General features: G+C 61.7%; 24 protein-coding genes. 15 read left to right on the forward strand and 9 right to left on the reverse strand.

The window, feature by feature from the left end; all coding sequences use genetic code 11:
* Positions 1–92 precede the first annotated feature (92 nt).
* Genes ACS5RD_RS17875 through ACS5RD_RS17930 form a run of 12 tightly spaced genes read left to right on the forward strand, consistent with a single transcriptional unit; the run spans position 93 to position 13,131 of the window.
* On the forward strand, positions 93–338 hold the full coding sequence (locus tag ACS5RD_RS17875) for a DUF1799 domain-containing protein (RefSeq protein ID WP_489928510.1): 246 nt from the start codon (positions 93–95) through the stop codon (positions 336–338).
* A gap of 1 nt (position 339) precedes the next feature.
* The gene (locus tag ACS5RD_RS17880; RefSeq protein ID WP_489928511.1) at positions 340–3,372 is read left to right on the forward strand and encodes a phage tail length tape measure family protein; all 3,033 of its coding nucleotides are present in this window, start codon (positions 340–342) and stop codon (positions 3,370–3,372) included.
* A 3-nt stretch (positions 3,373–3,375) separates the two neighbouring features.
* Positions 3,376–4,035 (forward strand): hypothetical protein, encoded by a 660-nt coding sequence (locus ACS5RD_RS17885; protein WP_489928512.1) that lies wholly within the window; start codon positions 3,376–3,378, stop codon positions 4,033–4,035.
* 2 nt (positions 4,036–4,037) lie between these two features.
* On the forward strand, positions 4,038–4,697 hold the full coding sequence (locus ACS5RD_RS17890) for a hypothetical protein (protein ID WP_489928513.1): 660 nt from the start codon (positions 4,038–4,040) through the stop codon (positions 4,695–4,697).
* Positions 4,694–5,098, forward strand: coding sequence for a DUF6950 family protein (locus ACS5RD_RS17895; protein WP_489928514.1), 405 nt, complete (start codon positions 4,694–4,696; stop codon positions 5,096–5,098). Before ACS5RD_RS17890 ends, ACS5RD_RS17895 begins: the two co-directional genes overlap by 4 nt.
* Entirely contained in the window at positions 5,098–9,873 is a 4,776-nt protein-coding gene (locus ACS5RD_RS17900) for a phage tail protein (protein ID WP_489928515.1), read from the forward strand. Before ACS5RD_RS17895 ends, ACS5RD_RS17900 begins: the two co-directional genes overlap by 1 nt.
* Positions 9,873–10,325, forward strand: a complete 453-nt coding sequence (locus tag ACS5RD_RS17905) for a hypothetical protein (RefSeq protein WP_489928516.1) — start codon at positions 9,873–9,875, stop codon at positions 10,323–10,325. Before ACS5RD_RS17900 ends, ACS5RD_RS17905 begins: the two co-directional genes overlap by 1 nt.
* Positions 10,326–10,337: 12 nt before the next feature.
* Positions 10,338–10,634 (forward strand): hypothetical protein, encoded by a 297-nt coding sequence (locus ACS5RD_RS17910; protein WP_489928517.1) that lies wholly within the window; start codon positions 10,338–10,340, stop codon positions 10,632–10,634.
* Positions 10,631–10,963 carry a hypothetical protein gene (locus ACS5RD_RS17915; RefSeq protein WP_489928518.1) on the forward strand — a complete coding sequence of 111 codons (333 nt, stop codon included), beginning with the start codon at positions 10,631–10,633 and terminating at the stop codon, positions 10,961–10,963. The genes ACS5RD_RS17910 and ACS5RD_RS17915 overlap by 4 nt, the downstream gene beginning before the upstream one ends.
* Positions 10,964–10,975: 12 nt before the next feature.
* Positions 10,976–11,767, forward strand: a complete 792-nt coding sequence (locus ACS5RD_RS17920) for a hypothetical protein (RefSeq protein ID WP_489928519.1) — start codon at positions 10,976–10,978, stop codon at positions 11,765–11,767.
* Positions 11,768–12,709 (forward strand): hypothetical protein, encoded by a 942-nt coding sequence (locus ACS5RD_RS17925; RefSeq protein WP_489928520.1) that lies wholly within the window; start codon positions 11,768–11,770, stop codon positions 12,707–12,709. It abuts the gene before it with no gap.
* 11 nt (positions 12,710–12,720) lie between these two features.
* Positions 12,721–13,131, forward strand: coding sequence for a winged helix-turn-helix domain-containing protein (locus tag ACS5RD_RS17930; RefSeq protein WP_489928521.1), 411 nt, complete (start codon positions 12,721–12,723; stop codon positions 13,129–13,131).
* 24 nt (positions 13,132–13,155) lie between these two features.
* Here ACS5RD_RS17930 and ACS5RD_RS17935 read toward each other — a convergent pair whose 3' ends face one another.
* The 3 genes from ACS5RD_RS17935 to ACS5RD_RS17945 all read right to left on the reverse strand — a co-directional run bounded on the left by ACS5RD_RS17935 (position 13,156) and on the right by ACS5RD_RS17945 (position 16,085).
* Positions 13,156–13,830: a Stf0 family sulfotransferase gene (locus ACS5RD_RS17935; protein ID WP_489928522.1), complete on the reverse strand. Its 675-nt coding sequence runs from the start codon at positions 13,828–13,830 to the stop codon at positions 13,156–13,158.
* A 228-nt stretch (positions 13,831–14,058) separates the two neighbouring features.
* Positions 14,059–14,484, reverse strand: coding sequence for a GFA family protein (locus tag ACS5RD_RS17940; RefSeq protein ID WP_489928523.1), 426 nt, complete (start codon positions 14,482–14,484; stop codon positions 14,059–14,061).
* Positions 14,485–14,876: 392 nt separating this feature from the next.
* Positions 14,877–16,085, reverse strand: a complete 1,209-nt coding sequence (locus tag ACS5RD_RS17945; RefSeq protein WP_489928524.1) for a pyridoxal-phosphate-dependent aminotransferase family protein — start codon at positions 16,083–16,085, stop codon at positions 14,877–14,879.
* 155 nt (positions 16,086–16,240) lie between these two features.
* On the opposite strand from ACS5RD_RS17945, the gene ACS5RD_RS17950 reads away from it, so the two are divergent.
* Positions 16,241–17,992, forward strand: a complete 1,752-nt coding sequence (locus tag ACS5RD_RS17950) for an ABC transporter ATP-binding protein (RefSeq protein WP_489928525.1) — start codon at positions 16,241–16,243, stop codon at positions 17,990–17,992.
* A gap of 3 nt (positions 17,993–17,995) precedes the next feature.
* Positions 17,996–18,745, forward strand: a complete 750-nt coding sequence (ygfZ, locus tag ACS5RD_RS17955; RefSeq protein ID WP_489928526.1) for a CAF17-like 4Fe-4S cluster assembly/insertion protein YgfZ — start codon at positions 17,996–17,998, stop codon at positions 18,743–18,745.
* Positions 18,746–18,822: 77 nt separating this feature from the next.
* Here the strand turns inward: ygfZ and ACS5RD_RS17960 are convergent, their stop codons facing one another.
* Positions 18,823–19,638: an inositol monophosphatase family protein gene (locus ACS5RD_RS17960; protein ID WP_489928527.1), complete on the reverse strand. Its 816-nt coding sequence runs from the start codon at positions 19,636–19,638 to the stop codon at positions 18,823–18,825.
* Between the two features lie 70 nt (positions 19,639–19,708).
* On the reverse strand, positions 19,709–20,272 hold the full coding sequence (gene efp / locus ACS5RD_RS17965) for an elongation factor P (RefSeq protein ID WP_054004611.1): 564 nt from the start codon (positions 20,270–20,272) through the stop codon (positions 19,709–19,711).
* Between the two features lie 216 nt (positions 20,273–20,488).
* Here efp and ACS5RD_RS17970 point away from each other — a divergent pair, with 216 nt between their 5' ends.
* The gene (locus tag ACS5RD_RS17970) at positions 20,489–20,815 is read left to right on the forward strand and encodes a DUF6280 family protein (protein ID WP_054004612.1); all 327 of its coding nucleotides are present in this window, start codon (positions 20,489–20,491) and stop codon (positions 20,813–20,815) included.
* 112 nt (positions 20,816–20,927) lie between these two features.
* Here the strand turns inward: ACS5RD_RS17970 and ACS5RD_RS17975 are convergent, their stop codons facing one another.
* From ACS5RD_RS17975 to ACS5RD_RS17990, 4 genes are all read right to left on the reverse strand, one after another.
* Positions 20,928–21,725, reverse strand: coding sequence for a hypothetical protein (locus tag ACS5RD_RS17975; RefSeq protein WP_489928528.1), 798 nt, complete (start codon positions 21,723–21,725; stop codon positions 20,928–20,930).
* Between the two features lie 189 nt (positions 21,726–21,914).
* Entirely contained in the window at positions 21,915–23,306 is a 1,392-nt protein-coding gene (locus ACS5RD_RS17980; RefSeq protein WP_489928529.1) for a TolC family outer membrane protein, read from the reverse strand.
* Between the two features lie 76 nt (positions 23,307–23,382).
* Positions 23,383–24,021, reverse strand: a complete 639-nt coding sequence (locus tag ACS5RD_RS17985) for a protein-L-isoaspartate O-methyltransferase family protein (RefSeq protein WP_489928530.1) — start codon at positions 24,019–24,021, stop codon at positions 23,383–23,385.
* Positions 24,022–24,130: 109 nt separating this feature from the next.
* Positions 24,131–25,105, reverse strand: coding sequence for a hypothetical protein (locus tag ACS5RD_RS17990; RefSeq protein WP_489928531.1), 975 nt, complete (start codon positions 25,103–25,105; stop codon positions 24,131–24,133).
* Positions 25,106–25,136 lie beyond the last annotated feature (31 nt).

Genomic DNA, 25,136 nt, shown 5'->3' on the forward strand with positions numbered 1-25,136 from the left:
ATTTCGCCCACGACAAACGCGGCCCCACAGATCAGGACCGTCTGGCCGAATCCGCCCGCGCTTTTGGCCTGACGATTGAAACCGACGATGCCGTGCACGCCGATGGGCTTTGGGAGGATCATTTGCCGGGGTGGCAGGCGTGGTGTGCGGTGTCGAGCCAATGGCGCAGCATCCCGCTTTCTGGGCCCGGCGGGGCGAAAGTGATCTGGGTCGGCCTCGACTATGGCGCTGCCCGCGATGGGCTCGATCTCGCCGGACTGACCATAACGCCCGAGACTTGGGCAGATGTGCGCGCCATCGAGGGCGGCGCTATTGAGGAGCTAAACCGCCGTGGGTGACATGCGCGTTAGTATGTTTGTCGAGCTTAAAGCCGCCGCCGCGCGTGCTGAAGCCGCTGGCCTGCGCGGTGAAATCGAAAAACTGGGTGCGGGTGCAACGGCGGCGGGTCAAGCCACAGGGCGCGGTGCGGCTGGTATCACCCAGCTCGCCGCGGCCTCGACCTCGGCTACATCGGCGGTAGCGCAGCAGACCACCGCCTTGCAACAGATGATCGCGGTTTCCACCGGCTTGGCATCGGCCACGCAATCCAGTGTGGCGGCCGAGCTGGCACACGGTCGCGCCCTTGACGAGACCCGTGCGCGGTTTGATCCGCTATTTGCAGCCAGCCGTCGTTACGAGCAGGAACTGCTGGCAATTGCGGATGCGGAGCGTGACGGCGCGCTGACAGCCACTGGTGCTGCTCAAGCGCGGGCGCGGGCGGCGCAAAGCATGTCTCCGGTTTTGGCGGGCGTCTCAAGGAACGCAGGCAGCGCCGCACAGTCGGTCGCCCAGCTTGGTTTCCAGTTCAACGACATTGGTGTCATGCTCGCAGCGGGTCAAAACCCGTTGATGCTGGCGGTGCAGCAAGGCACCCAGATCACCCAAGTGTTCGATTCGATGAAGGCGAAGGGCGAGCCCGTGGGCAAATCCCTGAAAGCCGCTCTTTTGGGGATGCTGTCGCCGATGAACCTCGTGACGATGGGGGCCATTGCGCTAGGCGCAGTGGTGGTTTCCGCGCTTGTCGGCATGGTGGGCGAGGCCAAAAGCGCAGAAGACGCCATTGAAGACCTCACCAAATCGGCTGGCGCGTTTTCTCAGATTGCCGGTCGCAGTGTTACCGACGTCACCAAGGATTTTGGTGGGCTGAACGCGGAGATCGTCAGGTTGCAGGAAAACCTGACGGCGCTCGCCCGCATTAAAGCGTTGCAGGATCTGGGGGCCACGACGGCCGCGCTGAAGGACGAGTTGGCGGCAGGCTGGAATTCGACCGAAAAAGGTAATGTCGGCGATCTGCTTGGCGTCAAGCAGGTCCGCACCCGCGCGACGGGCGGCGAGGGTTACATTGATCCTGCCATCCAGCGGTTTCAGCAAGGGCTAACTGCTCTCGGCACTGCCGATGGCACGCGCAGCCAACTCGCAGCGGTTCAGGCGCTCAAGGCGGAACTGGTCGCAGCCGCAGGCAGCATCGGTCAGATGACCGGGGCGCAGGCCTCCTACTATGAAAAGCTGCTGCAGACGGAGGCTGCGGTTAATCGCATTGCAGCAGCCGAGGCGGAACAGAACCGCCAGCGCATTGAGCTTGAGCGTGCGGCGGGGATCGAAAACGACCGCATGGGTGGCCCGACCGCCCTTGATCGGCTGAAACGCGATCCGGCTGCGGATGCACGGGCGCGGTTGCAGGCAGCGGCGGCACGGCAGTCAGCTGCCGAATCCATCGCTGCAGCCGAGCGCGAAAATGCGCTGGCCGAAGCCAAGCTGCGTTATGGAGCGCAAAGCGTCCAGGTGCGGGCTGTTGAAGCGCAGCAAATCCGCGCCGCCGTTGAGGCGGAAATTCAGCGGCTCAACATCGCGCGGCAAGGCGATCAAGCCATTGATATGCGAGCGGCGGCTGAGAGTCAGATCGCACTGATTGAGCGGCAGCGCCAAGCTGATGCAAAGACCGCAGCAACGACCTTGCTTACGTCCCTGCAGCAAGAGGCAGAGATCGTCAAACTGACGGCTAAATATGGCGCAGACAGCCTTGAGGTCGCTTATGCTCGGGCTGGTGCCGAGCGTGAGGCACAGGTGGCGCTGCTGGCCTCGCAGGGTATCGCGGGCACCCAAGCCGATGAATTGATGCAGGCATGGGACGCGGCGCGCGGCATTGCCTCGGTCAATATGGCTGCGGGAATCGGTGCGGCCTCTGCACAGGCTCAGATGTTGGCTGCGAACCTTGGGATATCGCTGCAACATGCTATTGGCTTGCTGGGTCTTGCGTCAAAGCGACCTACAGCAGTCACTGGATCATCGCGCTACACCTTTGGCGGTGTCGGCGCGGTTGGTGTCAACGGCAGTGGTGGCCTTGGCTTTGGCGATTTGTCCGACCTTCCTGGGCGTTATGAGCCGCCGCCAATCATTAGCGGCGGCGCTGGCAAAACGGGTGGCGGCGGCGGTGGCAAGAAGGCCGAGACCGACAGCGTTCTTGAACTGATCCGGGCTGAAGAGCGCGAGCTGGCCGTGCTGCGCGAGACGGACCCGGTGAAGCGTGAGCTGCTGGAAAAGTCCAAACAGCTTACGGATGCAACGCCGAAGCAGAGGGCGGAGCTTGAGGCGCTGATCCGCACGCGCATGGCCGAAAAAACCGCTCTGGATGCGGTGAAGCAGGCAGAGGACGAGCTGAAATCCACCATGAAATCCGCCTTCACCGGCTGGATCACCGGCGCACACAGCTTCAAGGATGCGCTTGGCCAGATCATCGGCAAAATGGCCGAAATGGCTGCAAGTTCGGCCTTTGATATGATCTTTTCCGGGTCTGGGGGCAAAGGCGGTGGCGGGTGGCTTGGCAACCTGGTGGGCTCGATCTTTGGCGGCGCGCCCAAGAAAGCCGATGGCGGGCGGATTGGCGGTGTTGGTGGCCCGCGTGAGGACAACCACCTGATCGCGGTCTCAACCGGGGAATACATCGTCAACGCCGCTGCTACCGCTAATGCCCTACCTCTGCTGGAGGCGATCAACGCGGGCGTGCCGATTGGCAGCTTGATCGACTTCATCGGCGCCAATCGTCCTCGGGCCTTTGCGGATGGCGGCGGAATCGGTGTCGGATCATCGGCCCCGATGTCGTGGCGCGCGTCCAGTGCCGCGTCGTCTAACGCAGACGGCAGTGATGCGACCGGGTCAGGGTCTGGCAAGCGGGTGTTGGAGCAGCACATCCATATCCATGGGGCCACGGGCAATGCCGAAATCCGTCAGATGGTGGCCGAGGGCGTTCAATACGGCATCGAGTTGCATGACCGCGAGATTTTGCCCACCCGTGTGATGGACGTGATCGACAATCAACGTGTGCAAGGGCGTTAAGAAATGGCCGTCAGTTTTCCCCTCGATACCGCGACCTTCTTTGATCAGCTGCTGATCAAGAGCCTCAAATTCGACTGTCCTGAGCTGGTCGAAATGAACACCACGGGCGGCGGCGAGTTGCTGCGCGCCGATCTCGCCCCGATGCTCTGGACCGGCGATGTGCGGCTTGGCACGATGCTGCTGACAGAAGCGGCAATGGCGCAGGGTCTGTTGGATTTGTTGCGCGGGCCAGCGCGGTCGTTTTATGCCTATGACACCCGCCGCCCAGCCCCCTTGCTGGACCCGACCGGCAGTATTCTGGGTGCATCGGCCCCCACTCTGCATACCGTCGGGGCCAACAACCGCGACATCCGCCTGCAAAGTTTGCCCATCGGTTACAAACTGAGCCGTGGCGACTATCTGGCTTTTGATTACAGCACATCTCCCGTGCGCCGTGCATTGCACCGGGTGTTCACAGCCTCGGTGACGACGGCAAGCACGGGCATCACCCCGACCTTTGAAATCACCCCCCCTCTGCGCGCAGGGGCTGCTGTCGGTGCAGCGGTGACGTTGATCAAAGCGGCCTGCAAGGCGGTGATTGTCCCAAGCTCAATCGACACCGGCACCACGTCCAAAACCGTCAACGATGGCATGGCGTTCAAGTTTCAACAGAGTCTGAGGTAGCGATGCGGTCTTACACAGCAGCCGAGCTGACCTACCTGCAAGCCCGCGACGAATGGAAAGCGCGCGCGCTGTTCTGGGTGCGCCCCCGCGACCGGGCGACGGGACTGCGGGCGGGCATTGGGTTTTGGACGGGCGAAGAAGACGCGACCTTCACCATTGGTGGCGAGGCGCGGCTATATCTCGGTGGTGGCGCGCTCAAAGGCGTCGACCCGATTGTGATGCAGGCGGGCCTCGTGGTGCGGATGCAGCGTGTGGCACTGTCGCCGCTGTTCGACGAGGTCAACCTGCTTTTACGCGGCATGGATGCTTGGCGCGCGCCCGCCGAGATCCACCGCGCTTTCTTCAACCCCACGACCGGCGCGCTGATCGCCACGCCGAAACGGCTGTGGAAGGGCGTGATCGACAAGGCTCCGATTCAGACGGCGGCGATTGGCGGCGAAAGCAAGGTCGATATTACGCTCGCCAGTGCGGCGGAAAGCTTGACGCATGGCATGACGCTGACCCGCAGTGACGCAGTGCAAAGCCAGCGCGGCGGGGATCGGTTCTACCGCTACAAGGATGTGACAGGCGGCGTCAAAACCTCGTGGGGCGAGATTAAGGCGGGGGGGCCGCCTCCACCGCCCCGGCCGCCCATGAAGCCGGCGAAGGGGAGCGACCGATGAGACGTCCTGACTGGAAATCCCGCCTGATCGACCATGTCGGTGCATGCGCGCAACTGCCGTTTGAATACGGCCAGCACGATTGCGCGCTGTTCGCCGCCGGGTGCGTCAACGCGATGACGGACGTTGATCTCGCGGCGAAATGGCGCGGCAAATACACCACGTTAAAGGGCGGCTTAACGGCCCTGAAACGCGCAGGTTTTGCCGATCATCTGGCCTTTGCCGCTGTCCATTTTGAAGAGATCGCGCCTGCCTTCGCCGCTCCCGGTGATCTGGCGGTCATTGAAGGCCCAGAGGGTGCTGTGCTTGGCGTTGTCCAAGGCGAAGGGGTTTATGTTTTGACGCAGTCTCGCATGGGCATGCTGCCTCTCACGCATGCTCGCGCCGCGTATCGGGTGCCATGATGCGCTATTTCCTGACGCTTTATTGGGCTTTATTGGCCTATTTTCTGACGGTATCTGAAGCCTCGGCAGGACCCGTGTTCTTTGCGGCCCTATCGGCCGGGGCGGGTTTTGGTGCTGCGGTCAGCGCCACTGCGCTTGGTGGATTTCTGTCCACCGTTGCGGGAAGGCTGCTGTCATCCGTCGCGCTGAGCGCCTTGCAGCGCGCCTTGGGGCCAAAAACCAAGCAGAACGCCTCTGGCATCACCACGTCATCAACCGCCACTGGCGGCACCAACCCGGTAGGTTTCGTGCTGGGGTCTTACGCGACAGCCGGTGATGCGGTCGCGCCGCCGATGACGCATGGCAAGGTCGACAAAACTCCGAATGCTTACCTCACTTATGTGATCGCTTTGGGCGATGTCGCGGGCCAAACCCTTGAACGGGTGGCGATCAATGGAGCGTGGGTGGATATCGCTGCCACCGTGAATGGCGATTACGGCAATGATCTGACGGGCATCTATGCGAGCTATGCTTGGGTCAAATACTATGACGGTTCGCAGACTGTCGCCGATCCGATGTTGCTGGCCAAATATGGCAGCTATCCCGAGCGGCCCTGGCTGTCCGATATGATCGGCACCGGCATTCCTTATGTGATTTTCACCTTCCGGTATAACCGCGAGGTCTTCACCGAATTCCCGGCCGTTCTCGTCCAGTGCGGCGGTATCAAGCTCTACGATCCGCGCAAAGACAGCACCATCGGCGGCTCTGGCGCGCACCGCTGGGGCCAACCCGCCACCTATCAGTCAAGCGTCAACCCGATTGTGATGGCTTACAATATCAGCCGGGGCATCGATATTGCAGGTTTGGGCGTCTGGGGCGGCGAGATCGAGGCGGTCGATCTGCCGAACGCCTCTTGGTTTTCGGGGATGAACACCTGCGACATCACGGCGGGCACACCTGCGGTGGCGCAGTATCGTGCGGGCTATGAGGTCCGGGTCGATATGGAACCTGCGGCGGTGATGGAGGAGCTGCTGAAGGGCTGCGCGGGTCAGATCGCCGAGGTTGGCGGCGAGTTCAAGGTCCGTGTCGGTGGGCCGGGTATGCCGGTGATGTTCCTGACGGACGACGATATCGTCGTCAGCAAAGCCCAAGACTATGATCCCTTTCCGCAAGCCGATGGCCGTCAGAACGGCATTGACGCCAAATACCCCGATCCGGCAGTGATGTGGGTCGCGAAAAGTGCGCCCCCGCGCTACAACGCGGCATGGGAATTGGAAGACGGTGAGCGCCGTGTCGCCAGCCTTGATCTGCCCGCCTGTCCATACCCGGACCAAGTGCAGCGGATCATGGACGCCTATATCGCCGACGAGCGCCGATTCCGTCGCCACAACATGACCCTGCCGCCTGATGCCGCGATTTTGGAACCGCTGGATGTGATCAGCTGGACCTCGGCGCGCAACAGCTACACCGCCAAGCAGTTCGACCTGTCGCAGCTGGCCGATGACGTAAATACGGCGCTGCAACGGGTTTCTGTGCGCGAGGTCAATGCGGCGGACTTCGTCTTCACCGGCAGCCTGATCCCGGCACCGACGCCGTCGCCCAGTCCGGTCACCCCAGCCGCACAGACGCTCGCCTCATGGGATGTACAGCCGCTCTCGGTCGGCGATGGCACTGGCACCGCACGGAAGCCGGGCATCGTGATGACCTGGTCTGCCATTGATATGGATGCCGTCGAGGCCGTGCAGTATCAGGTGCGTGTCAAAGACACCGGGATCATCGTCAAGATCGGCACAGTGGCCGATGTGGCGGGCGGGCGCATTCCACTGACCGAGGCGATTGTGCAGGGTGTCACCTATCAGGCGCGGGGCATGCCTGTGGCACCGGGTCGGGCCACCACCTGGACGGCTTGGGTCGATGTGATCGCGCCTTCGGTGGGAATATCTTCGGCAGATTTGTCGACGGCCCTGAATGCCACAATCAACAATGTTGTCGGCGCGGCCGCTGCGGCGCAGGCCGAACTGGACCAGCTGACAGCGGGGCTTGTCACTGATGTGAACGGCGCTTTGGCGTCCATTGAGGCACGCACGAAAGCAGGCCTTAAAGGCTGGCTTTTGGACCCGATCTTCTCACGCTGGACTTCTGGAAACTTGACAGCTGCGAATTGGTTTTCTCGGGCAGGAACTGCGACTTATGCAACAAAAGTGGCGGGCCTGTTCGGTTCGGCCATGTCGGTTGTAACGCCTTCTGGATCGGCGGTTGTGACCATCATTGCGCGCAGTGATGCCGGGATGCAGGGCGCAAATCCTGACGATCCTTTCTTGGTGCTTTCAGCAATCGTGGACTTCACCGCCGGGGATTTGACGCTTGGCGCTTTGCGGCTCGAATGGTCGTCAGACGGCACGAGCTGGACGCGCGGCGATATGCTGGGCGCGGCGGTTCCATTCGGCTATTTCACGCAGCACGGATTGACCCTAAACCCCGGCATCTTGCAGAGCCTGGAGGTTTTGGTGAAGCGCCCTGCCGGGACGTTCGCTTACGTTCGGCTTGTCCTTGCGGTGAAGGCAGGCTCCGGCACAGAGGCGCATCAATCGGTCTGGCATTTGCTGCAAGTTCGCGCAGCGGCGCAGGCAGATATTGACGCCGGGCAACTCTACACTGTCGCCAGCGCGACTGTTGGCGCAACGCAAACCGTGCGGGGGATTGGCGCGGCAGTAACGGCGGTAAATACCGCCATCACGTCGCAGGTTGGCGGCGTTCGATCTGATCTTGCGACAAACTACCTTACCGCCACAGACACGAATTCAGCCATTGCGGCGGTGAAAACCGAGCTTTCCGCAAGCATTCAGCCGTATCAAACGCAAAAGCTCCACTCTGATTTTCGGTTTGGCGATTTCTATTGGGCGGCAAACTACACGCAGTCGGTGGCGACATTGCCCGCCGCGCAGTATCCATCCGTCGCATATCCAGAGGTAACGCTGCCCGCTGTCGCCGGGCTTGGCATGGTGTTGCAAGCTGGCCTTTACACGGCATATCGCAACATGAGCGAGCGGACGCACCGCCCCTTCGTGCCGGGCCAGAAAATGCGCTTCCGCATGAAGATGCGCCTCACCACCAACCCCATGACGGGCCTTCACTCGACGCGGCTATTCTTCGCCATGACAGACAGCGCTGGGGCGCATCTGGGCCTAGGATCTATGGTGGCCGACTTCACGTCTACAGTTGTGGCAAACGGATGGGTTGTCAAAGAGGTTGTCTTTGAGCCTGCGACCCTCAAGGGCGCTTACGCAGCGACGGGCGCGAGCTGGCGCATGATGGTGCAGCTTTCCGGCATGAATAGCGCCGTGCAGCAGGTGGAATGGATTGAGATTGAGGACATAACGACCGACACAAGCTTGCAGGCGGCCATCACTGCAATTCAGGCCGTCGATGTGTCGGCGCTGACTGGCACGGCCCTTGCGACACTCCTTACACAGCTTGGTGTTTCCGCTGGTGGCAGTTCGGCATGGATAACATCGCAAACCTCTGCGGTTGCGACCCTGAACGGCAATGCTGCAGCCAGCTACAGCCTGCGAATCGGTGCGGGCGGCGCTTCGGCTGGGTTTGAGATCGTCGCCACGGACAACCCGGTCAGCGGCCCGGCGTCCACCGTGAAGATGTCAGCCAAGCACGTCGACATTTTGGCCTCGTCGGTGCGGATTTCTGACAGTGGCAATATCTATCCCGACTTCGACATGCTGGACCCGCTTTTCTACAGCACGACAGATGGCGCCGTGTTCACCTTTGTTGGTACCGCCATAGCGACACTTGGGCGGCAGTTCCTCAATATCGCGTCCAATGCAGCTGCGAAATCGGTTGATACCGGCTGGTTTGCGGTGGAGCCAAACACGGAATATCTGGTCTCCGGGGCTGCATTCCTTGCATCATCGGCGGCAGGTCAAGGCACGGCAACGCTGACCATTGAGACAGGCCTTGTTGACGCAGCCGGGGCCGTTTCGGTGGTGACGTCGAATGTGGTGCAGGCCAGAACAGATCTGAATTATGCCGGGCTTTTGTCCAGTATCAGCCTCCTCGTCGGCGCAACTGCGCGACGTGCGCGATTCAAGCTGACGCGCGCTGCTGGCGGCTCCGGCGCTGCTCGGGCGGGTGGCCTCAAGGTTCAGAAGAAATCGGGCGCATCGCTTTTGGTGGATGGGCTGTTTGCCGTCACTGGCATGGCGATCTTTGGTGGGGCCTTGCAATCCACTGGCTATGTCGCAGGCGTATCCGGCTGGCGCGTCACGGACGCGGGCGCAGCCGAGTTCAACAATCTGGTCGTGCGGCAAGATATGATCGCTGCGGGTGCCGTCGGACGGAAAGCATTTATTACGCGCCGCGCGTCTCTCGCGATCACTTCGACCAACTCGGCTTCACCTGACACCGTGGGTCCAGCGGTAGCCTTTGAACCGGCAGCGTACATCAACGGTTCGGACGGCCAACCGACTAACCCGGTCATGGTGACACTGACCTATGACACCGTCGTGGGTGTGGTCGGCAGTTTACCGGGTTTGTTTTATGTGCTGCGGCGCAGGTTGATTGCTGGACCGGGTGCATGGGTTGTCATGGACACAGGGAATCTGACGCTTGTGAATCAGAACATAATGCGGCTGGTGGATCGGGATGGCTTTATGAGCACCGGATTCCTTGCAAGTCCACTATACGAATACGGAATTGCGGCGTGGAGAACTGTAAGTGGAACAGCGGTTACGTCGCTGGAAAATCTTATCTGCACCTTCGAACAACTCAATAGGGTGTCGTGATGAAGGTCTTTGCGGCCATCATGCTGTGCCTTCTGCCCACCGTTTCTTCTGCCGAGCCTGACCGGGTTTCAATTCTTTTCGGGTCAAACCACATCGGCGCAGAGATTCCGTTTGAGGAAAGTAATCCCGGCGTTTTCCTGACATGGGAAGGCTCTCGGATTGATTGGTCAGGTGGAATTTATCGCAACAGCTTCGGCAGGCTCTCCCTCTCGGCCACCGCAGCCTTACCGCTTATCCGCTGGAAAAGTGGCGAACTCGCAGCCTTCGCAGGCGTGGCACTTTACCCCGGCGATGGCCGCACATTTGCCATCCACGCAGGCGACCTCGTGCCCATGGGCGGGCTGCAACTGCGCCAGGGACATGCCTTCCTGCAGATCATCCCCAGCGACGGCAGAACCGTCGATGCCATCGTGACCTTTGGCGCGACCTTCCCCCTCGACCAAAAGCGTTAGGAAATCCCGCAAATGACCGATCTCATCGTTATAAACCCCGGCTCCGATCTCGTTTTTAACGGCGTTCTGACGGATGAGGCAGGGCCAATCAATATCACCGGAGCGACCCTGTCGGTGTTTGAGCCCCCACCCGTCTTGGCAGCGCAGGTGACGTTGACCGTCACCGATGCGGCGGCTGGGGCGTTCATCTGCACCGTCAAATGGTCGGAGGACTTTCCGCGCGACATCATCATGCCTTTGCGCCTGATGCTGACCCAAGCTGGAATTGCGACCGCTTGGCCCGCCATCAAACTGCGGGTGCAATCGTGAGCAACCTCTCAATCACACCGCGCTACGCAGTCTTGACCATACAGCGGGAGGCTGGCCCGGCACTGGTGCTTCAGGCACTCGCCCGCCCGCAGATCGTGCTGGCGGCGGTCGGCGTGCAGGGGCCGCCGGGTGACGGCGAGCGCCTCATCTACACCCAAGCCGCGCCCGCTTCCGTCTGGACCATAAATCACAACTTTGGCCACCGAGTCGCTGTCACCGCCTATTCTGTGGGCGGCGTGGAAATCGAAGGTGAAGTTGTCTCAACCTCCCTCAATCAGACACAGATTTTGTTCGTCATACCGACCGCCGGTTTCGCGGTCGTCACATAAGGAGCGCCTCAAATGGCAAAAGCAGTTCTCGTCGATCTGGATTTCGGCGGTGTGGCCAAGGTTACAAATCTCCCCAATCCCACCGCGACCGGCGATGCAGTCACAAAGGGCTATGTTGACAGCGCGGTCGAGGGACTGGCGTGGAAGGACTCTGTGCGGGTCGCCACGCAGGGCAACATCAACCTGTCAGCACCCGGTGCAACCATCGACGGTATCGCGATGGCGGTTAATGATCGATTTCTGCCGCGTGCGCAGACGGCAGGTGCCGAGAACGGCATCTACATTTGGAACGGCGCGGCCACTCCGGCGACCCGCGCGCTGGACGCCAACACATTCCCAGAACTCGAACAGGCGGTCACCACTGTTGAGGAGGGAACCTCCGCAGCGGCGACGTTCCGTCAAACAGCGGTTAACGGCACCATCGGCTCCACGACGGTCACGTGGGTGGCGTTTGGCACATCTGCGCCTGCGGCCACCGAAACAACCTCGGGCATTGCCGAGATGGCCACGCAGGCCGAAACCGATGCTGGCACGGATGACCAGCGCTTTGTCCCTCCGCAGAAACTTGCGAACTGGTCGGGTCGCGCCAAACGATATGCGGCCACCTTTGGCGATGGGTCGGCCACCTCCTACGTCATCACCCACAATCTCAACAGTCTGGATGTGGTGACCACCGTCCGCGAAACAGGCGGTTCTATCCGCGAGGTGATTTGCGAGGTGCAGTATACCTCGGCCAATTCGATCACCTTGCTGTTCGCTGCCCCGCCCGCTCTGAACGGCTTGCGCGCAATCGTGGTGGGCTAAATGGCCAAGCCAGTCCTATCCACGCTCGACTTCCAAGGGTCCGCAAAAGCAGTAAATCTGCCGACGCCTACAAATTCAGGAGACGCGGCGAACAAGGCCTATGTCGATGCTGGCCGCGCGCCCGAAACCACCCTCTTTTACAACACCGGCGGGTGGCAGACTTACACCATCCCCGCCGGAGCGAAATCGCTGCGGATCAGCGCGCTCGGGCCGGGCGGTAACGGCGGCACAGGCTTCTCGCGCGCGGCGGGCAATCCCGCTGGCGGTGGCGGAGGTGGGGGCGGCGGTGCGATTTCCAATGTGGATGTGCTGGTGTCAAAGATCGCACAGGCCACGTTGAGCGTTTTCTCCGGCAACCCGTCGGGCGGCAACATCAGCTACGTTTGCATCGCCGAAGATACCTCTGCACAAGCAATCCTTTGCCGAGCTGCGGGTGGGGCCAATGGCGGCAACGGAACGGCGGCGGCGGGCGGTGCCGCCGGTGCTGCTGGCGCTGTGCCCACTGCGGCCAACCAACCTCTTGCTCAACTCGGCACGAGCGGGATGGCGCAGGGCCAAGCTGGCGGCGTTGGTGGCGCGCAGACAGGTGGCAACGGCTCTGCGATCACGTTTGGCGGGCAAGGTGGAACGACCAGCGGCGGCTCTGGTGGCGGTGGCTGCACCACGACTGACTTCCGGGGTGGCCAACTGACCGGCGGTCCGATTGTAGCCTCGCAGAACGGTGGCGCGCTCGACGGTGGGGCTGGTATCAACGGCATCGCCTACCCGGATCGCAGCATGTGGCATGGCGGCATGGGCGGCGGGTCGAACAACGACGGCACAGGTGGCAAGGGCGGTGACGGGTCCATCGGCTCAGGTGGCGGAGGTGGCGGGGCCGGTGTGACGGGCGGAGCTGGCGGCGCAGGCGGTCCCGGCTTCGTGATGATCACGGCGATTTTTTGAGGGACATGGCGATGACCATTCGGCACGGCCACGAAATCCGGCATTTCGGAACACTCACTCTCGATCTGTGCTGTAAGGCAGTCGAAGTCGGGGAAACCCGTCAGCGGCTCACCAAGGGCGAGTTCGCGATTGTCGAATTGCTGACCCGCCGACCGGGCGCGCTGTTCTCGCGCCAGCAAATGATGGATGCGATGTATGGCGACAGCGCGGGCTATTACACCGAGCGCACCGTCGATAGCCACATCAAGCGCATCCGCAAGCAAGGCGTACCGGGGATCATTTGCCACTATGGATCGGGCTATTGCTGGGAGGATCGTGTGATTGTCCAGCGGGGTCGGTCCGCGTCTGGTATCCGCGAAAAGGTGGTCATAGCGCCAAGGGCGTGCAGCCACTGTGGCGCACCGATTTCTAGGGAAGTCTGACGCTCGGATGATCACCGCAATCTTCTAACGCTCCGCAAAGATTTCCGCGCCAAAGGCTATGCTATTCCGCGCCAAAGATCGCGTCGCGCCACAGTCAGCCGACAAACTGTCATATTCAATCCGCAACGGGGCAATGCCCTGCGCCGCAAACCAGTGCAGCCAAGCATCATCGTAGCCCTCAAGCTCCGCCACCCTCGCCCGGATCCGCGCAAAATCATACTGCGGCTGTTGCGATGGTGAAAGCCGCTCCAATTCCACCCCGTCCGGCCCGATATGCCACAACCCGGTCTGCTCGGCTTTGATCAACGACACCGCCTGCGCCAGTTTGTCCGCGCGGGTCAGATGCACAAACAGCACCTCGCCAAACGCCGCCCGCAGCCGTGCGCGGTCCGAAGCCAGCCCCGGATAAACCGCGTCAATCACCCGCAACACATCGCCCAGATTCTCCCGCATCAACCGCAAGCCAAACACTCCGGTCTGCCCCGAACCCGCCTTGATCGCAGCGGCCAAATACGCCGCACCATAAGCCGCGTCGCTCAGATCACCACGCTCCGGCAAGTCCCAAGCCCGTGCCCAAACCGGGTCCACATCGCGCATAAAAAACGAATCCGGCGCGCCCGCCGCTTTCGTCGCCGCCAACACATCACACAGCAACGTGCTGCCACTGCGCGGCGTGCCACAGATGATATAGCTTTTCACCAGAACTTGCCTCTCTCTGCAGGCTCCCAGATACGCCGCCAGCCTGACAGTTGAAGACCTGCATCGCTGCCCGGAAAAACCAACTCCAGGAGTTGCTCTTTTAGAAATACTCCCGCCGGAGGCTCGCCCATGACGTCAAAACCCCTCGCTCCGCAGCCATCGCCCGGCAGCGCGGCTGAGCGCCGCCTCGATGGCGGCCGAGGCCGCCCCGCCGTCTCAAACACCCGCTCAGGTCTTTGAGAACCGCAACACCCCCGCCATCCGGTCGCCGCCGCCAGCATCCGAAGGGTGCGCCACCCCGTTCATCACCAAAACCTCAGCGAAATCAAATGGCGACATCCCCGCAATGCAGGCCACATTGACGCCAAACTGTCCGGGGTCCGACCTGCGCTGATGATGGGTATAGATGCCGCAGGTCTTGCAGAAATAATGCCGCGCCACCTTGGTGTTGAACTGGTAAAGGCTCAAATTTTCCTCGCCCTGCACAAACACAATCTCGCCAACCTGCGCCGAGACCACAACCGCCCCGCGCATTCGGCACAGCGAACAATCACAGCGCCGCGCGCTGGCAACCCCATCGCTCAGCCGCAGCCGAAACTGCACCGCCCCGCAATGGCAGGCCGCATCCAACATCCCGCCCGCTTCATGCGTCATCGCACCAACTCCCCTTGCGTGCCAACAGGTTAGAGCGGTTGAGGATTCTCAGAAATCGAAAAACGCGGCCCCGCACGCCCCGCGACCGCATTTTTCGACCCCTGTGCTTTCCGTGAAACCCAAAGCCGCCCAGCCCGACACAATAAAACCAAAGCCCTCAATCTCGCCAGCATTTGCTCTTTGTCAAATACTCCCCGCGGAGCGGCCTCCCTCAATGCCAATCGCAAGGCCACAAACCCGCCCTCCGGCAGCGCGGTCGAGCGCCCCCTCGATGGGGGCCGAGACCGCCCCCGGTTCAGGTCACGCCCAGCAAAGGTTAAGACTATGTGAACGACCCAAGGCTAACCCCTTGAAATCCCATACGCACAAACCTGTCCACGCGTGGACAGCCCTCAAACCCCGGCCCCCGCCGCAACCACCCGCGCCGCTGCCGCCAAGGCCCCGCCCCCATGCGGGATATCCAAAGCGATCATCCCGGCCTCCATCACTGCCAGCGCCCCCAAAGTCATATGGGCGTTCACATGCCCCATATGCGCCACCCGCAGAAAACCGTGATAAGCCGGGTCCGAGCTCGGAGCCATGCCAAGCCCGATCCCCAAAGTCACCCCGGCGCGGTGCTCGCACCATTCCCGCAGCCGCGTCGCATGGGGTGCGCCAAACCGCGCCGCCGTCACCGACCGCCCGCGATCCGCAGGATCGGCCACGTTCATCCCGATCGCCGGATTTCCCGCCGCCCAACAGTCAAACGCCGCCCAAACCGTCCGCGCCAGACAATCATGCCGCGCCCAGACCGCAGCCAGCCCCTCCTCGCCAATCATCGTCAAAGCCTCGCGCAGCCCATAAAGATGATGCGTCGGGGCGGTGCCGTTCCACAGCTGCCAGAACTCCTCACCATCCGCGCGCGGGGTCCAATCCCAGTACGGCGTGCGCAAATCCGCGCCCACAGTCCGCGCCCGCGCCTTATCCGAGAACCAGATGAACCCCATCCCCGGCGGTGTCATCAGCCCCTTCTGGCTCGCCGCCACCGTGACATCGACACCCCAATCATCCATCCGGTACTCATCACAGCCCAGCGACGCGATGCAATCCACCGCCAACAGCGCGCCATGCCCGGCGCCATCCATCACCGCTCGCAACGCCGCAATATCCGTCCGAATGGTCGAGGCCGTATCCACCTGCGTCGTCAGCACCGCCTTGATCCGGCCCGCCTTATCCGCCCGCAGCACCGCCTCCACACGCGCCATATCGACCGGTGTGGATTTGCCGAAGTCCAGCACTTCCACATCAATCCCCATCGCCCGCGCCGAATTCGCCCAGCTGAGCCCAAACTGCCCGGTCGCCAACACCAACGCCTTCTCGCCGCGCGAAAACATATTGGCGTTCGCCGCCTCCCAGACCGCATGGCCATTGCCGATATAGGCCGCAACCGAAGCTTTGGTCCCCGCCAGCGCCTTCAGATCGGGCCAAAGCGAGGCCACCAGATCATACAAAGCCCCCTCATAGATGTTCGGCGCCGCCCGGTGCATCGCGGCCAACACCCGGTCGGGCATCACGGAAGGGCCCGGAATGGCAAGGTAAGGACGGCCGTTGGCTAGGGTCATGTCAGGCTCCAAATACAAACCTGACATGGCTACCCGGACCGATATGCCGCGTCAATCGCCAGCGGCAACGCCCCGCCCGCAGCCGCAGCTACGCTTGCCCTCACCGCCTGCGCAAGCTAGACCAAACCAGCCATTCGCAATCGAAAGTGCCTGTCTTGACCAAAACCAATCCCAGTCAGCATGGGCCCAGCCTGCTCCGGCGATTTTGGTCAAGCTATATCCATCAGCACATATGGGGCATCCTGCTGTGTCTCTTGCTGATGATCATCGAGGGCAGCGCGCTTGGCGGCCTATCTTACCTGCTGAAACCGCTGTTTGACGTGGTGTTCACCCCGGGGGGCGAGGCGGCGCTCTATGGCGTCGGCTTTGCGATTTTTGGCCTGTTTGCCACCCGCGCCTTCACCGTGGTGGTGTCGCGCACGCTGATCTGGTCGATCTCGCAGCGGGTTTCTGCGGCAATGCAATCCGACCTTTTGCGCCATATCCTGACACTGGACGCGCCGTTCTTTCAAACCAACCCGCCCGGCGTGCTGATCGAGCGCGTACAGGGCGACACAGGTGCGGTGCAAGGCATCTGGAGCGCCTTGGTCACCGGCATTGGCCGCGATCTTTTGGGGCTGGTCACATTGCTGGCCGTGGCAGTCTCGATTGATCTGCGCTGGACACTGGCAGCGCTGATCGGCGCACCCTTGCTGATCCTGCCCGCCGCGATGTTGCAGCGCTATGTCCGGCGCAAATCAAATGAGTTGCGCGATCAGGCAGGCCAGCGCGCCACAAGGTTGGACGAGATTTTTCACGGCATCAATGCGGTCAAGCTGAACCGGATGGAAGATTACCAAACCGGACGCTTCCGCACGGTGTTGAAGTCGATCCGCCGCGCCGAGGTACGCTCGATCTTCGCGCGCAGCCTGATGCCGGGGATGATTGATCTGGTCACGGGCCTTGGCTTTTTCGCTGTGCTGCTGATGGCGGGGGATGAGATTTCCTCCGGCCAACGCACCACCGGCGATTTCATGTCGTTCTTCACCGCGATGTCGCTGACCTTCCAACCGCTGCGCCGCCTGGGTGAGATGTCTGGCACCTGGCAAGTCGCCTCCGCCAGTCTGGAGCGGATCTACGCGCTGTTTGACGCCCGCCCCGCCTATCCCCGCCCCGCAGTCAGCCTTGCGCTGCCCGCCCCCGGGGCGCCGGAAATCCGCTTCGAGGACGTCAGCTTCGCGCATGGCGACCAAGCCGTGCTGCGCGGTCTTTCGTTCACCGCCGAGGCGGGCAAGACCACAGCGCTGGTCGGCTCGTCTGGGGCAGGCAAGAGTACGGTGTTCCACCTGCTGACTGGCCTTTTGGAACCCGCCAGTGGCCTCATCCGCATCGGCGGTGTGGCCGCTTCTGGCCTCGCTTTGGCCGATCAACGCGCGCTGTTTGCCACCGTGACGCAAGACTCGGCGCTGTTTGATGAGACTTTGGCAGAGAACATCGCTTTGGGCCGCATAGTCGCGCCCGATGCGTTGGACGCCGCCCTGCGCGCCGCCCATGTCGCGGATTTTCTGGTCTTGCTGGCGCGCGGCGTTGATACCCCGGTCGGCCCGCGCGGCTCTGCCCTGTCGGGCGGCCAGCGTCAGCGCGTGGCGATCGCCCGCGCTTTGGTGCAGGATGCGCCGGTTCTGCTGCTGGATGAGGCCACCTCGGCCTTGGATGCGCAATCCGAGTCCATCGTGGCCGAAGCCCTCGCGCTTGGCAGCCAAGGCCGCACCACTTTGGTGATCGCCCACCGCCTCGCCACCGTCCGAGATGCCGACAAAATCGTGGTGATGGACCATGGCAGGGTTGCGGAAACCGGCACACATGACCAACTTCTGGCACAGGGCGGGCTTTATGCCGGGCTCTACCGCTTGCAATTCAAGGACTAACCTATGTTGGGCGAAACCGCCGCCGACCGTCGCGTCTATACCGTCACCGGGGCGGATCGGCTGACCTTCCTGCAAGGCATGGTCAGCAATGACGTGCTGCCTTTGGCGCGCGGCGATGGCATGGTTTGGGCGGCGCTGTTGACGCCGCAAGGCAAGTACCTCGCCGATTTCCTGCTGGTGGCGCAAGGCGACCGCCTGCTGTTGGACATCAAAGACAGCATTGCCGAGACCACAATCCGCCGCCTCTCGATGTACCGCCTGCGCGCCGATGTGCAGTTTGCGGCCACCGAACTGAGTGTGACGCGCGGCTTGGGTGAGGCCCAAGCGGATGCCCTCTCCGACCCGCGCCACCCCGCCCTCGGCTGGCGTGCTTACGGACCCTCAGGCACCGCCCCCAGCATCGACTGGGACGCCATCCGCGTCGCCCATTGCATCCCCGAAACTGGCATCGAGCTGGTCCCCGACGACAGCTACCTGCTGGAATCCGGCTTTGAACGCCTGCACGGCGTCGATTTCCGCAAAGGCTGCTATGTCGGCCAAGAAGTCACCGCCCGGATGAAGCACAAGACCGAGCTGAAAAAGGGCCTGATCACCGTCAGCATTGAGGGCGAGGCCCCGGCAGGCACGCCGATCCTGCAAGGCGAGAAACCCGCAGGCACTTTGTTCACGCAAAGCCAAGGCCGCGCCATTGCCTACCTGCGCTTTGATCGCGCCGAAAACCTCACCGCACGCAGCGCCAAAATCTCGCTATAAAATCCTGCCCTGAGGTCATCCTCTGTGCTCAAATATCCCCGCCGGAGGCACCTTAGGCCACAGCCAGCGTCCAAGCCTCAACCCGCCAACGCCGCATAATCCGTTGCCACCCGGCTCCAAGTCGCTTCCGAATTGGCCACCAGCAACACCCCAGCCCTGCGCGCCAGATCATACGCGGCACCATCCAGAAACCGCGCCACGCCGCCCGCCGCCTGCACCGCCAGCACGCCTGCGGCATGGTCCCAGGGATGCGGCTGGGGCCCCGAGATCACAAACTCGACATGCCCCTGCGCCATCAGCCGATACTCATGGCACGAACAGCGCAAACTGGTCACGCGGCCATAAGATAACCCCGCCAGCACCGCCGCCCGCTTTCGATCCGCCGCAAACAGCCCCACCGGAATGAAGCCGCACATCTGCGCCGGATCGCTGACCCCAGACACCGCCAACACCTGCGCCCGCCCATCCGCCTGTACGAACCGCGCAGGCCCGCCCGCCCTCACCTCAACCCAATCATCCAGCAAAGGATCATACAGCAGCCCATATTGCGTCACGCCGTCCTGCACCGCCACCGCGATCATGCCAAAGGTCGAGATGCCCTTGGCGAAGTTCCACGTGCCATCGACCGGATCGACGATCACCTGCCACCCCGCACCCGCCATCGCAGCGCGAAGGCTTGGATCAGCCGCAACCGCTTCTTCGCCCAGCACGCGCGCCTCTGGCCAAGTTTCTGCCAAAATCGCCCCAATCAAAGCCTCGGCTTCGGTATCTGCCACCGTCACCAGATCGGCAAAATCGGTTTTCTGAGAAATCTGATCCGCGCCCAAGGTCCGAAATCGCGGCAACACCGCCGCCTTGCCCGCCGCCCGCACCGCTTGCAAAATCACATCCATCGCAGCCCCCAAAACAAAAGGCCGCCCCAAAAGGACGGCCCCAAATCCTTCACCAAACAATCGCCAGACCTTACGCCCGCTCAGAATATTCCATCAACTCGGTATGCACGATGATATCTTCATCCGGGCCGATGAACGGCGGGATCATGATGCGCACGCCGTTGTCCAAGATCGCGGGCTTGAAGCTGTTCGCCGCGGTCTGGCCCTTTTGCACAGGCTCGGTATCGACCACCTTGCAGCGCACCTTCTGCGGCAGGCTGACGTTCAGCGGCTCTTCGCCGTAATAGTTCACCGTCGCCATCATGCCATCTTGCAAGAAGGGGCGACGGTCGCCCAGCAATTCGGCATCAATTTCAACTTGCTCGTAAGTCTCAGAGTCCATGAACACCAAGCGGCCGTCGGTCTCATACAGAAACTGCTGGTCCTTATTCTCCAACTCGACCCTTTCAACCTTGTCTTCCGAACGGAACCGCTCGTTCAACTTGCGGCCATCGCGCAGGTTTTTCAGCTCTACCTGAGCGAAAGCGCCACCCTTACCCGGTTTGACATGGTTGACCTTGACCGCAGCCCAAAGTCCGCCGTCATGCTCCATGATGAAGCCCGGTTTGATTTCGTTTCCGTTGATCTTCGGCATTTGTGGTAAAACCTTATCAAAAGGTTGAAGTTAAAGAAGCGCCCCCTATATAGCGTGTTACGTTTGCAAGCAAGACGACTAGATACGGTAGATACTCTCGACAGCCATGCTGTTAGCGCATGACAGATATGCGAAAGTTGGCCCCCCGAATCGTTATCAAAACGTTACAAGCGCGGAAGTTACGGAAATACAAGAGCAAGAAAAAAGGACGATGTGATGTTGGATACGGTTGACAGCACAGCCTTCAACTTTGAGCAAGGCCAGCGGGCGCGCAAGCTTTTTGCGGCGGTGGTTTTGGCTGCTTTGGATGATGCCATTGCAGATGACAAGAAATATGGCAACGGCCCCGATCAAATCGCCCGTTGGGCACGTTCGCGCGATGGCCGCGAGGTGTTGTCCTGTTCGGGCATTGACCCGAACGAACGGGTGGTCAAAGGGCTGATGGAATTTGTCTCGAAGGGCGTGCGCACCTCGGTTGCGCTGTCGCGCGAAGAATCCGAGCGCCGTCACGCGCTGGAGCTGGAGCATGCAGAAGCGGCGTAAGCCGTCTCTGCCTTAAGAATACAAAAACGCGCCTTTTGGCGCGTTTTTTATTTAGCATCATTGGGTTGCGGTCAGCCCCAGCCTATTCAAACTTGGCCCGCTCAACCTGAGCCTATTCAAACTCTTGCGCCGCCAGCGCCCGTGCGATTTCCGCCCGCACCAGCTTGCGAATATTCCGGGTGATCCGCTCGCCCATTTTGCCCGCCAGCTCTTCGCGCAGCATGTCGCGCACCAATTCGCGCAGCACATCTTCGTCAAACCGCATCGCCTGATCGAACGAGTCGTCGTCCGCCGCATCCGGCTCGGCAAGTGCTGCCAGCACGCTGGCTTCGGCGGCATCGGCCCAGACCGGATCAGGCTCTACCGTGCCGTGCAGCGGGGCCGCGGCGGCCTCAGCCTCATCGTCTTGCGCGATCTCATCTTCTTGCGCCCAAGCCGGAGTTTGCGCAGGGGCCGCCGTCTCAGCCGCGTGATATACAAAGTGATCATGCGGCTCAGCGCCCGCGTCATCCGACGCCAGCGGCTCATCCACCAACACGTCATCGGCAGGCAGTGACCATGGATTGGCTGAAGCCATATCCGGTTGCGGCGCAGAGTCACCGATTTCCGCTTCCCAATCATCCGGGCTTGCATCCACGGCAGCACCAACGCTGGCAACGACATCGCCCAAACCACTGCGCGGCGCATCCATCAGGTTTGAGCGCGGCACCGCCACGAACATCGGCAGCGGCTCGGCCACAGGATCGGGCAGGTCCGCCTCGGTCTGCACCACCCGCAACGCCGGGGTCAGGATCAGCTTATCCCCCGCAGCAGCCGCCAGCTTTGGGGTGGGCCGCATGTCATCCGACACCAGCCTGCGGATAGAGGACAACACATCCTCAATCTCGGTCGAACTCAACGGCTCTGACATCAACGGCGCCCTACGCATTTCAAACTCAGCTATTCATCGTCAGTCTAGCGACAGAAGCCACGCATGACAAGGAATTGGCGCATTACCGAGAACGATCAAGCGGATAGACTGCCGACGAGTTTAACGAAAACGGCCCCCGCACCGCATCCGGGCAGGGGCCGCTTACACCTTAAGCAGATCTGAAACGGCTCAGTTGCCGATTTTTTCCAGGATCTTGTCCAGCCGCTTGCCGCGCGTCGAGGTCAGCGGGGCTTTCTTCACGGCGTTGTAATAGGCTTCTGGATCGTAGGTGGTGATGCCAAGGTTCAACTGATCCGCCGTCAACTGCCCCATGGTGGACAGCAGCTGATAGACGCCAACATAGCGGCTGGCTTCCGATTGCAGCTTGTCGGCGCGCGCGCTGAGCAGTTCCTGCTCGGCGTCGAGCACGTCCAAAGTGGTGCGCGCGCCCAAAGTGGCTTCCTCGCGCACGCCGTCAAACGCCTTTTGCGCCGCCGTCACCTGCAAACCCCCGGCTTGGATCGAGGCCTGCTGCACGATCACATTCGACCATGCATTGCCGACGGCTTCCGACACTTCGACCACCGCCTGCAACTGCGCCGCAGACGAGGCCTCTTTGCCCGCCAAGGCTTTCCGATACAAAGCCGAGCGTTCGCCGCCCTGATAGATTGTGTCGCTGAACCTGATGCCAGCCACGGTATTGCCCGAGCCCGACTGCCAATCCTCGTTGACCGTCAGAGAGCTGCTGACCGTCGGCAGGAAGGCGGCTTCGGCAATTTTGACCTGAATGTCCGAGATTTTCACCTCATGCCCGGCCTGTTTGATCACCGGATGGTTGCGCACCGCAACCGCGCGTGCGGCTTCTTCGGATTTGGCGGCAAACGGCAGTTTCGGCAGGCCAGCCAGCTTGCCGGGGTAATGGCCAATCGTCGCTTTGTAGCGCTCCCGCGCGGCTTCCAGCGCGCCTTGCGCCGCAGCCAGACCCGATTGCGCCGCCGCCCTGCGCGCTTCGGCCAAGGACACATCGGTCAGCGTGACTTCGCCCACATCAAAGCGGTCTTTTGCCGCCTGCAATTCTTGGCTGATCAGCCGCACGTTGGATTCGCGCAATGCCACGATTTCCGCCTGCAAGCGCATGTCGACATAGGCCGAAACTGCGGCCAACAACACTTGTTGCTCGACATTCACCAAAGCTTCGCGCGTCGACAGCACACTTTCCCGCGCCACATCGACCGCCATCTTGCCGCGCCCGCCCGCATAGATCAGGAAGGTCGCACTCAGCTGCGCCGAGGCATCGGTGGATGCGGTATAAAACGGCCCGCGCGTGCCAAAGCGGTCGGTAGAAAAGGCGTAATCCAGCTTGGTCCATGTCGCCTGCGTCGCAAAGCTGATCACCGGACGCAGCTGCGCCAAAGCCACCGCAGCGCTTTCATCCGCGGCCCGCAGCACCGCTTGGTTTTTATCCAGCAGATGCGAGGTTTTATAGGCCGAGATCAGCGCATCCGCCAAAGTCTCGGACCGCGCGGCGGGGGCCGCCACCATCGCCGCCGTCACCGCCACTGCTGCCCAGAACTTCTGCATCACGACCTCATATATAGCTGCGCGTTTTGCGCTTGTTGTCAGCGGCCAGACCCGGTCCGGCCGCCACGTCTATTGTTCACAGCGCAAAGGCCGCAGCCTTGGCAAATCCCGGCAAGATCGGCGCCGTGGCGTTAAATGAAAACCGCCACGTCACCCGGCCCTCTGCCTTATGCCCAATCTTCACCGATCCCAGCGCGCCCTGCATGAAGATCGCGGCAATCCGACCGCCTTCGGCGAGTTGCGCAAGCAGGGCCTCGGGCACATCCTGCACCCCGCCTTCGATCAGGATCACATCATACGACCCCGCCGAGCCCGCCTCCAGCGGTCCCGTGACGACCGAGACATTGCCCGCGCCCAAAGTCGCCTGCGCCGCACCCGCCAGCCCTGCATCAGATTCAACCATCACCACCGAGGCCAACATCCGCCCCAGCACCGCAGCGCCATAGCCCAAACCACCCGCGATATACAAAGCGCGATCGGTGGGTTGCACGTCCAGCGCGTCCAGCATCTTGGCCAAAGTGCGGGCTTCCACCATCACCCGACCCGCGCCAATCTCAAGGTTTTCCCCGACATACGCCGCCTCGGATTTTGAGTGCGGCACATAGGCCTCGCGCGGCACCGCAAGCATCGCTGCGATAATCGGAAATTTTGTGACATCGGAGGGGCGCACCTGAGTGTCGACCATCATCACGCGGCGGGCAGAAAAATCGCTCATATGGCTAAACTCACCAGTCTAGATTGCGTCTCTTTTGTCTTGCCACATCTGACCCGACAGAGCAACGCCCCATCGCATCCGCGCATAGATTGTGACGGGGTGTTGCCCGTTAGACTGCGGGTGCGCCGCTAAATTTGGCACCCGCCCAAGTTGCCGCCCGTGTCCCCAACTCTTTGAATTTCACAGTTGCAGCCTCCAATTTGCCCCGCCAAACCGGATCAGGCTGCTGGCCTTTGGTCACCTCGAAGAACACCTGCAACAGACACGCAATCGCAAACGGCTCAATCAGCGCCGCTTTCACCGCCCAAGCGAACAGAATGGCAAACACAAATCCGCCCGCCGACCATGATCCGGGGATCAGATAAACCACCACAGCCGCCGGGGCCAGCATCACCAGAAACACCACGAACGACAGCCCATAGCTGAACAGGGTCAGCCAAGCCGCATTGATCAACAAGGGCTTGGCGTTCTGCGCGTAAAGCACCAAACCATCCTGCGCCGAGGCCCAAGGATTTTCGGCGCGCGTCTTGATCCCATGCGCCAAAATCACCTCATCGACCAGCCCGACCGAGACTTTCAGGTAGGCGCGCACCACCCCCATCATCTGATCAACCCCGGGGATCGGTAGGATATTCAGGATGCCTTGGATCAGCCCAGTGATCACCCCGACCACGCCTTTGATCAACCGATCCAGCGCAAAAAGCGCCGAGGCTTCGCCAAACCGCGCCTTCACCACCGCCGTCGCGTGTTCAATCTGCTCGCGCCCGCCCGGCACCTGCCCGCCCTGCATGATCTCGACCATCACCGCGATGTGGCCCGCCTTCACGATGTAAAGAATGTAGTCGCGCAGGAAAAACAGCACCCCCGCCGTCGCCGCAAAGCCAAACAACCCGCCGTAAAAGGTCGAATTGATCTGAAAATCGCCATCGCCAAACGCGCCGACACCCCAACCAATCCCCGCCCCCGTGCCCGTCGCCAGAATGAACGCTGCCGAGATGCCAAAATACACGATCACTCGGAACAGCACAAAAGGTGCTGTCTTGCGCATCAGGCCAAGCGCCTGCGTCATCGAAAAATCCCACATATCCGTCTCCAAATGAACTGCCTAAAACCGG

This window comes from Cypionkella sp. PAMC25878 (genome assembly GCF_058135695.1).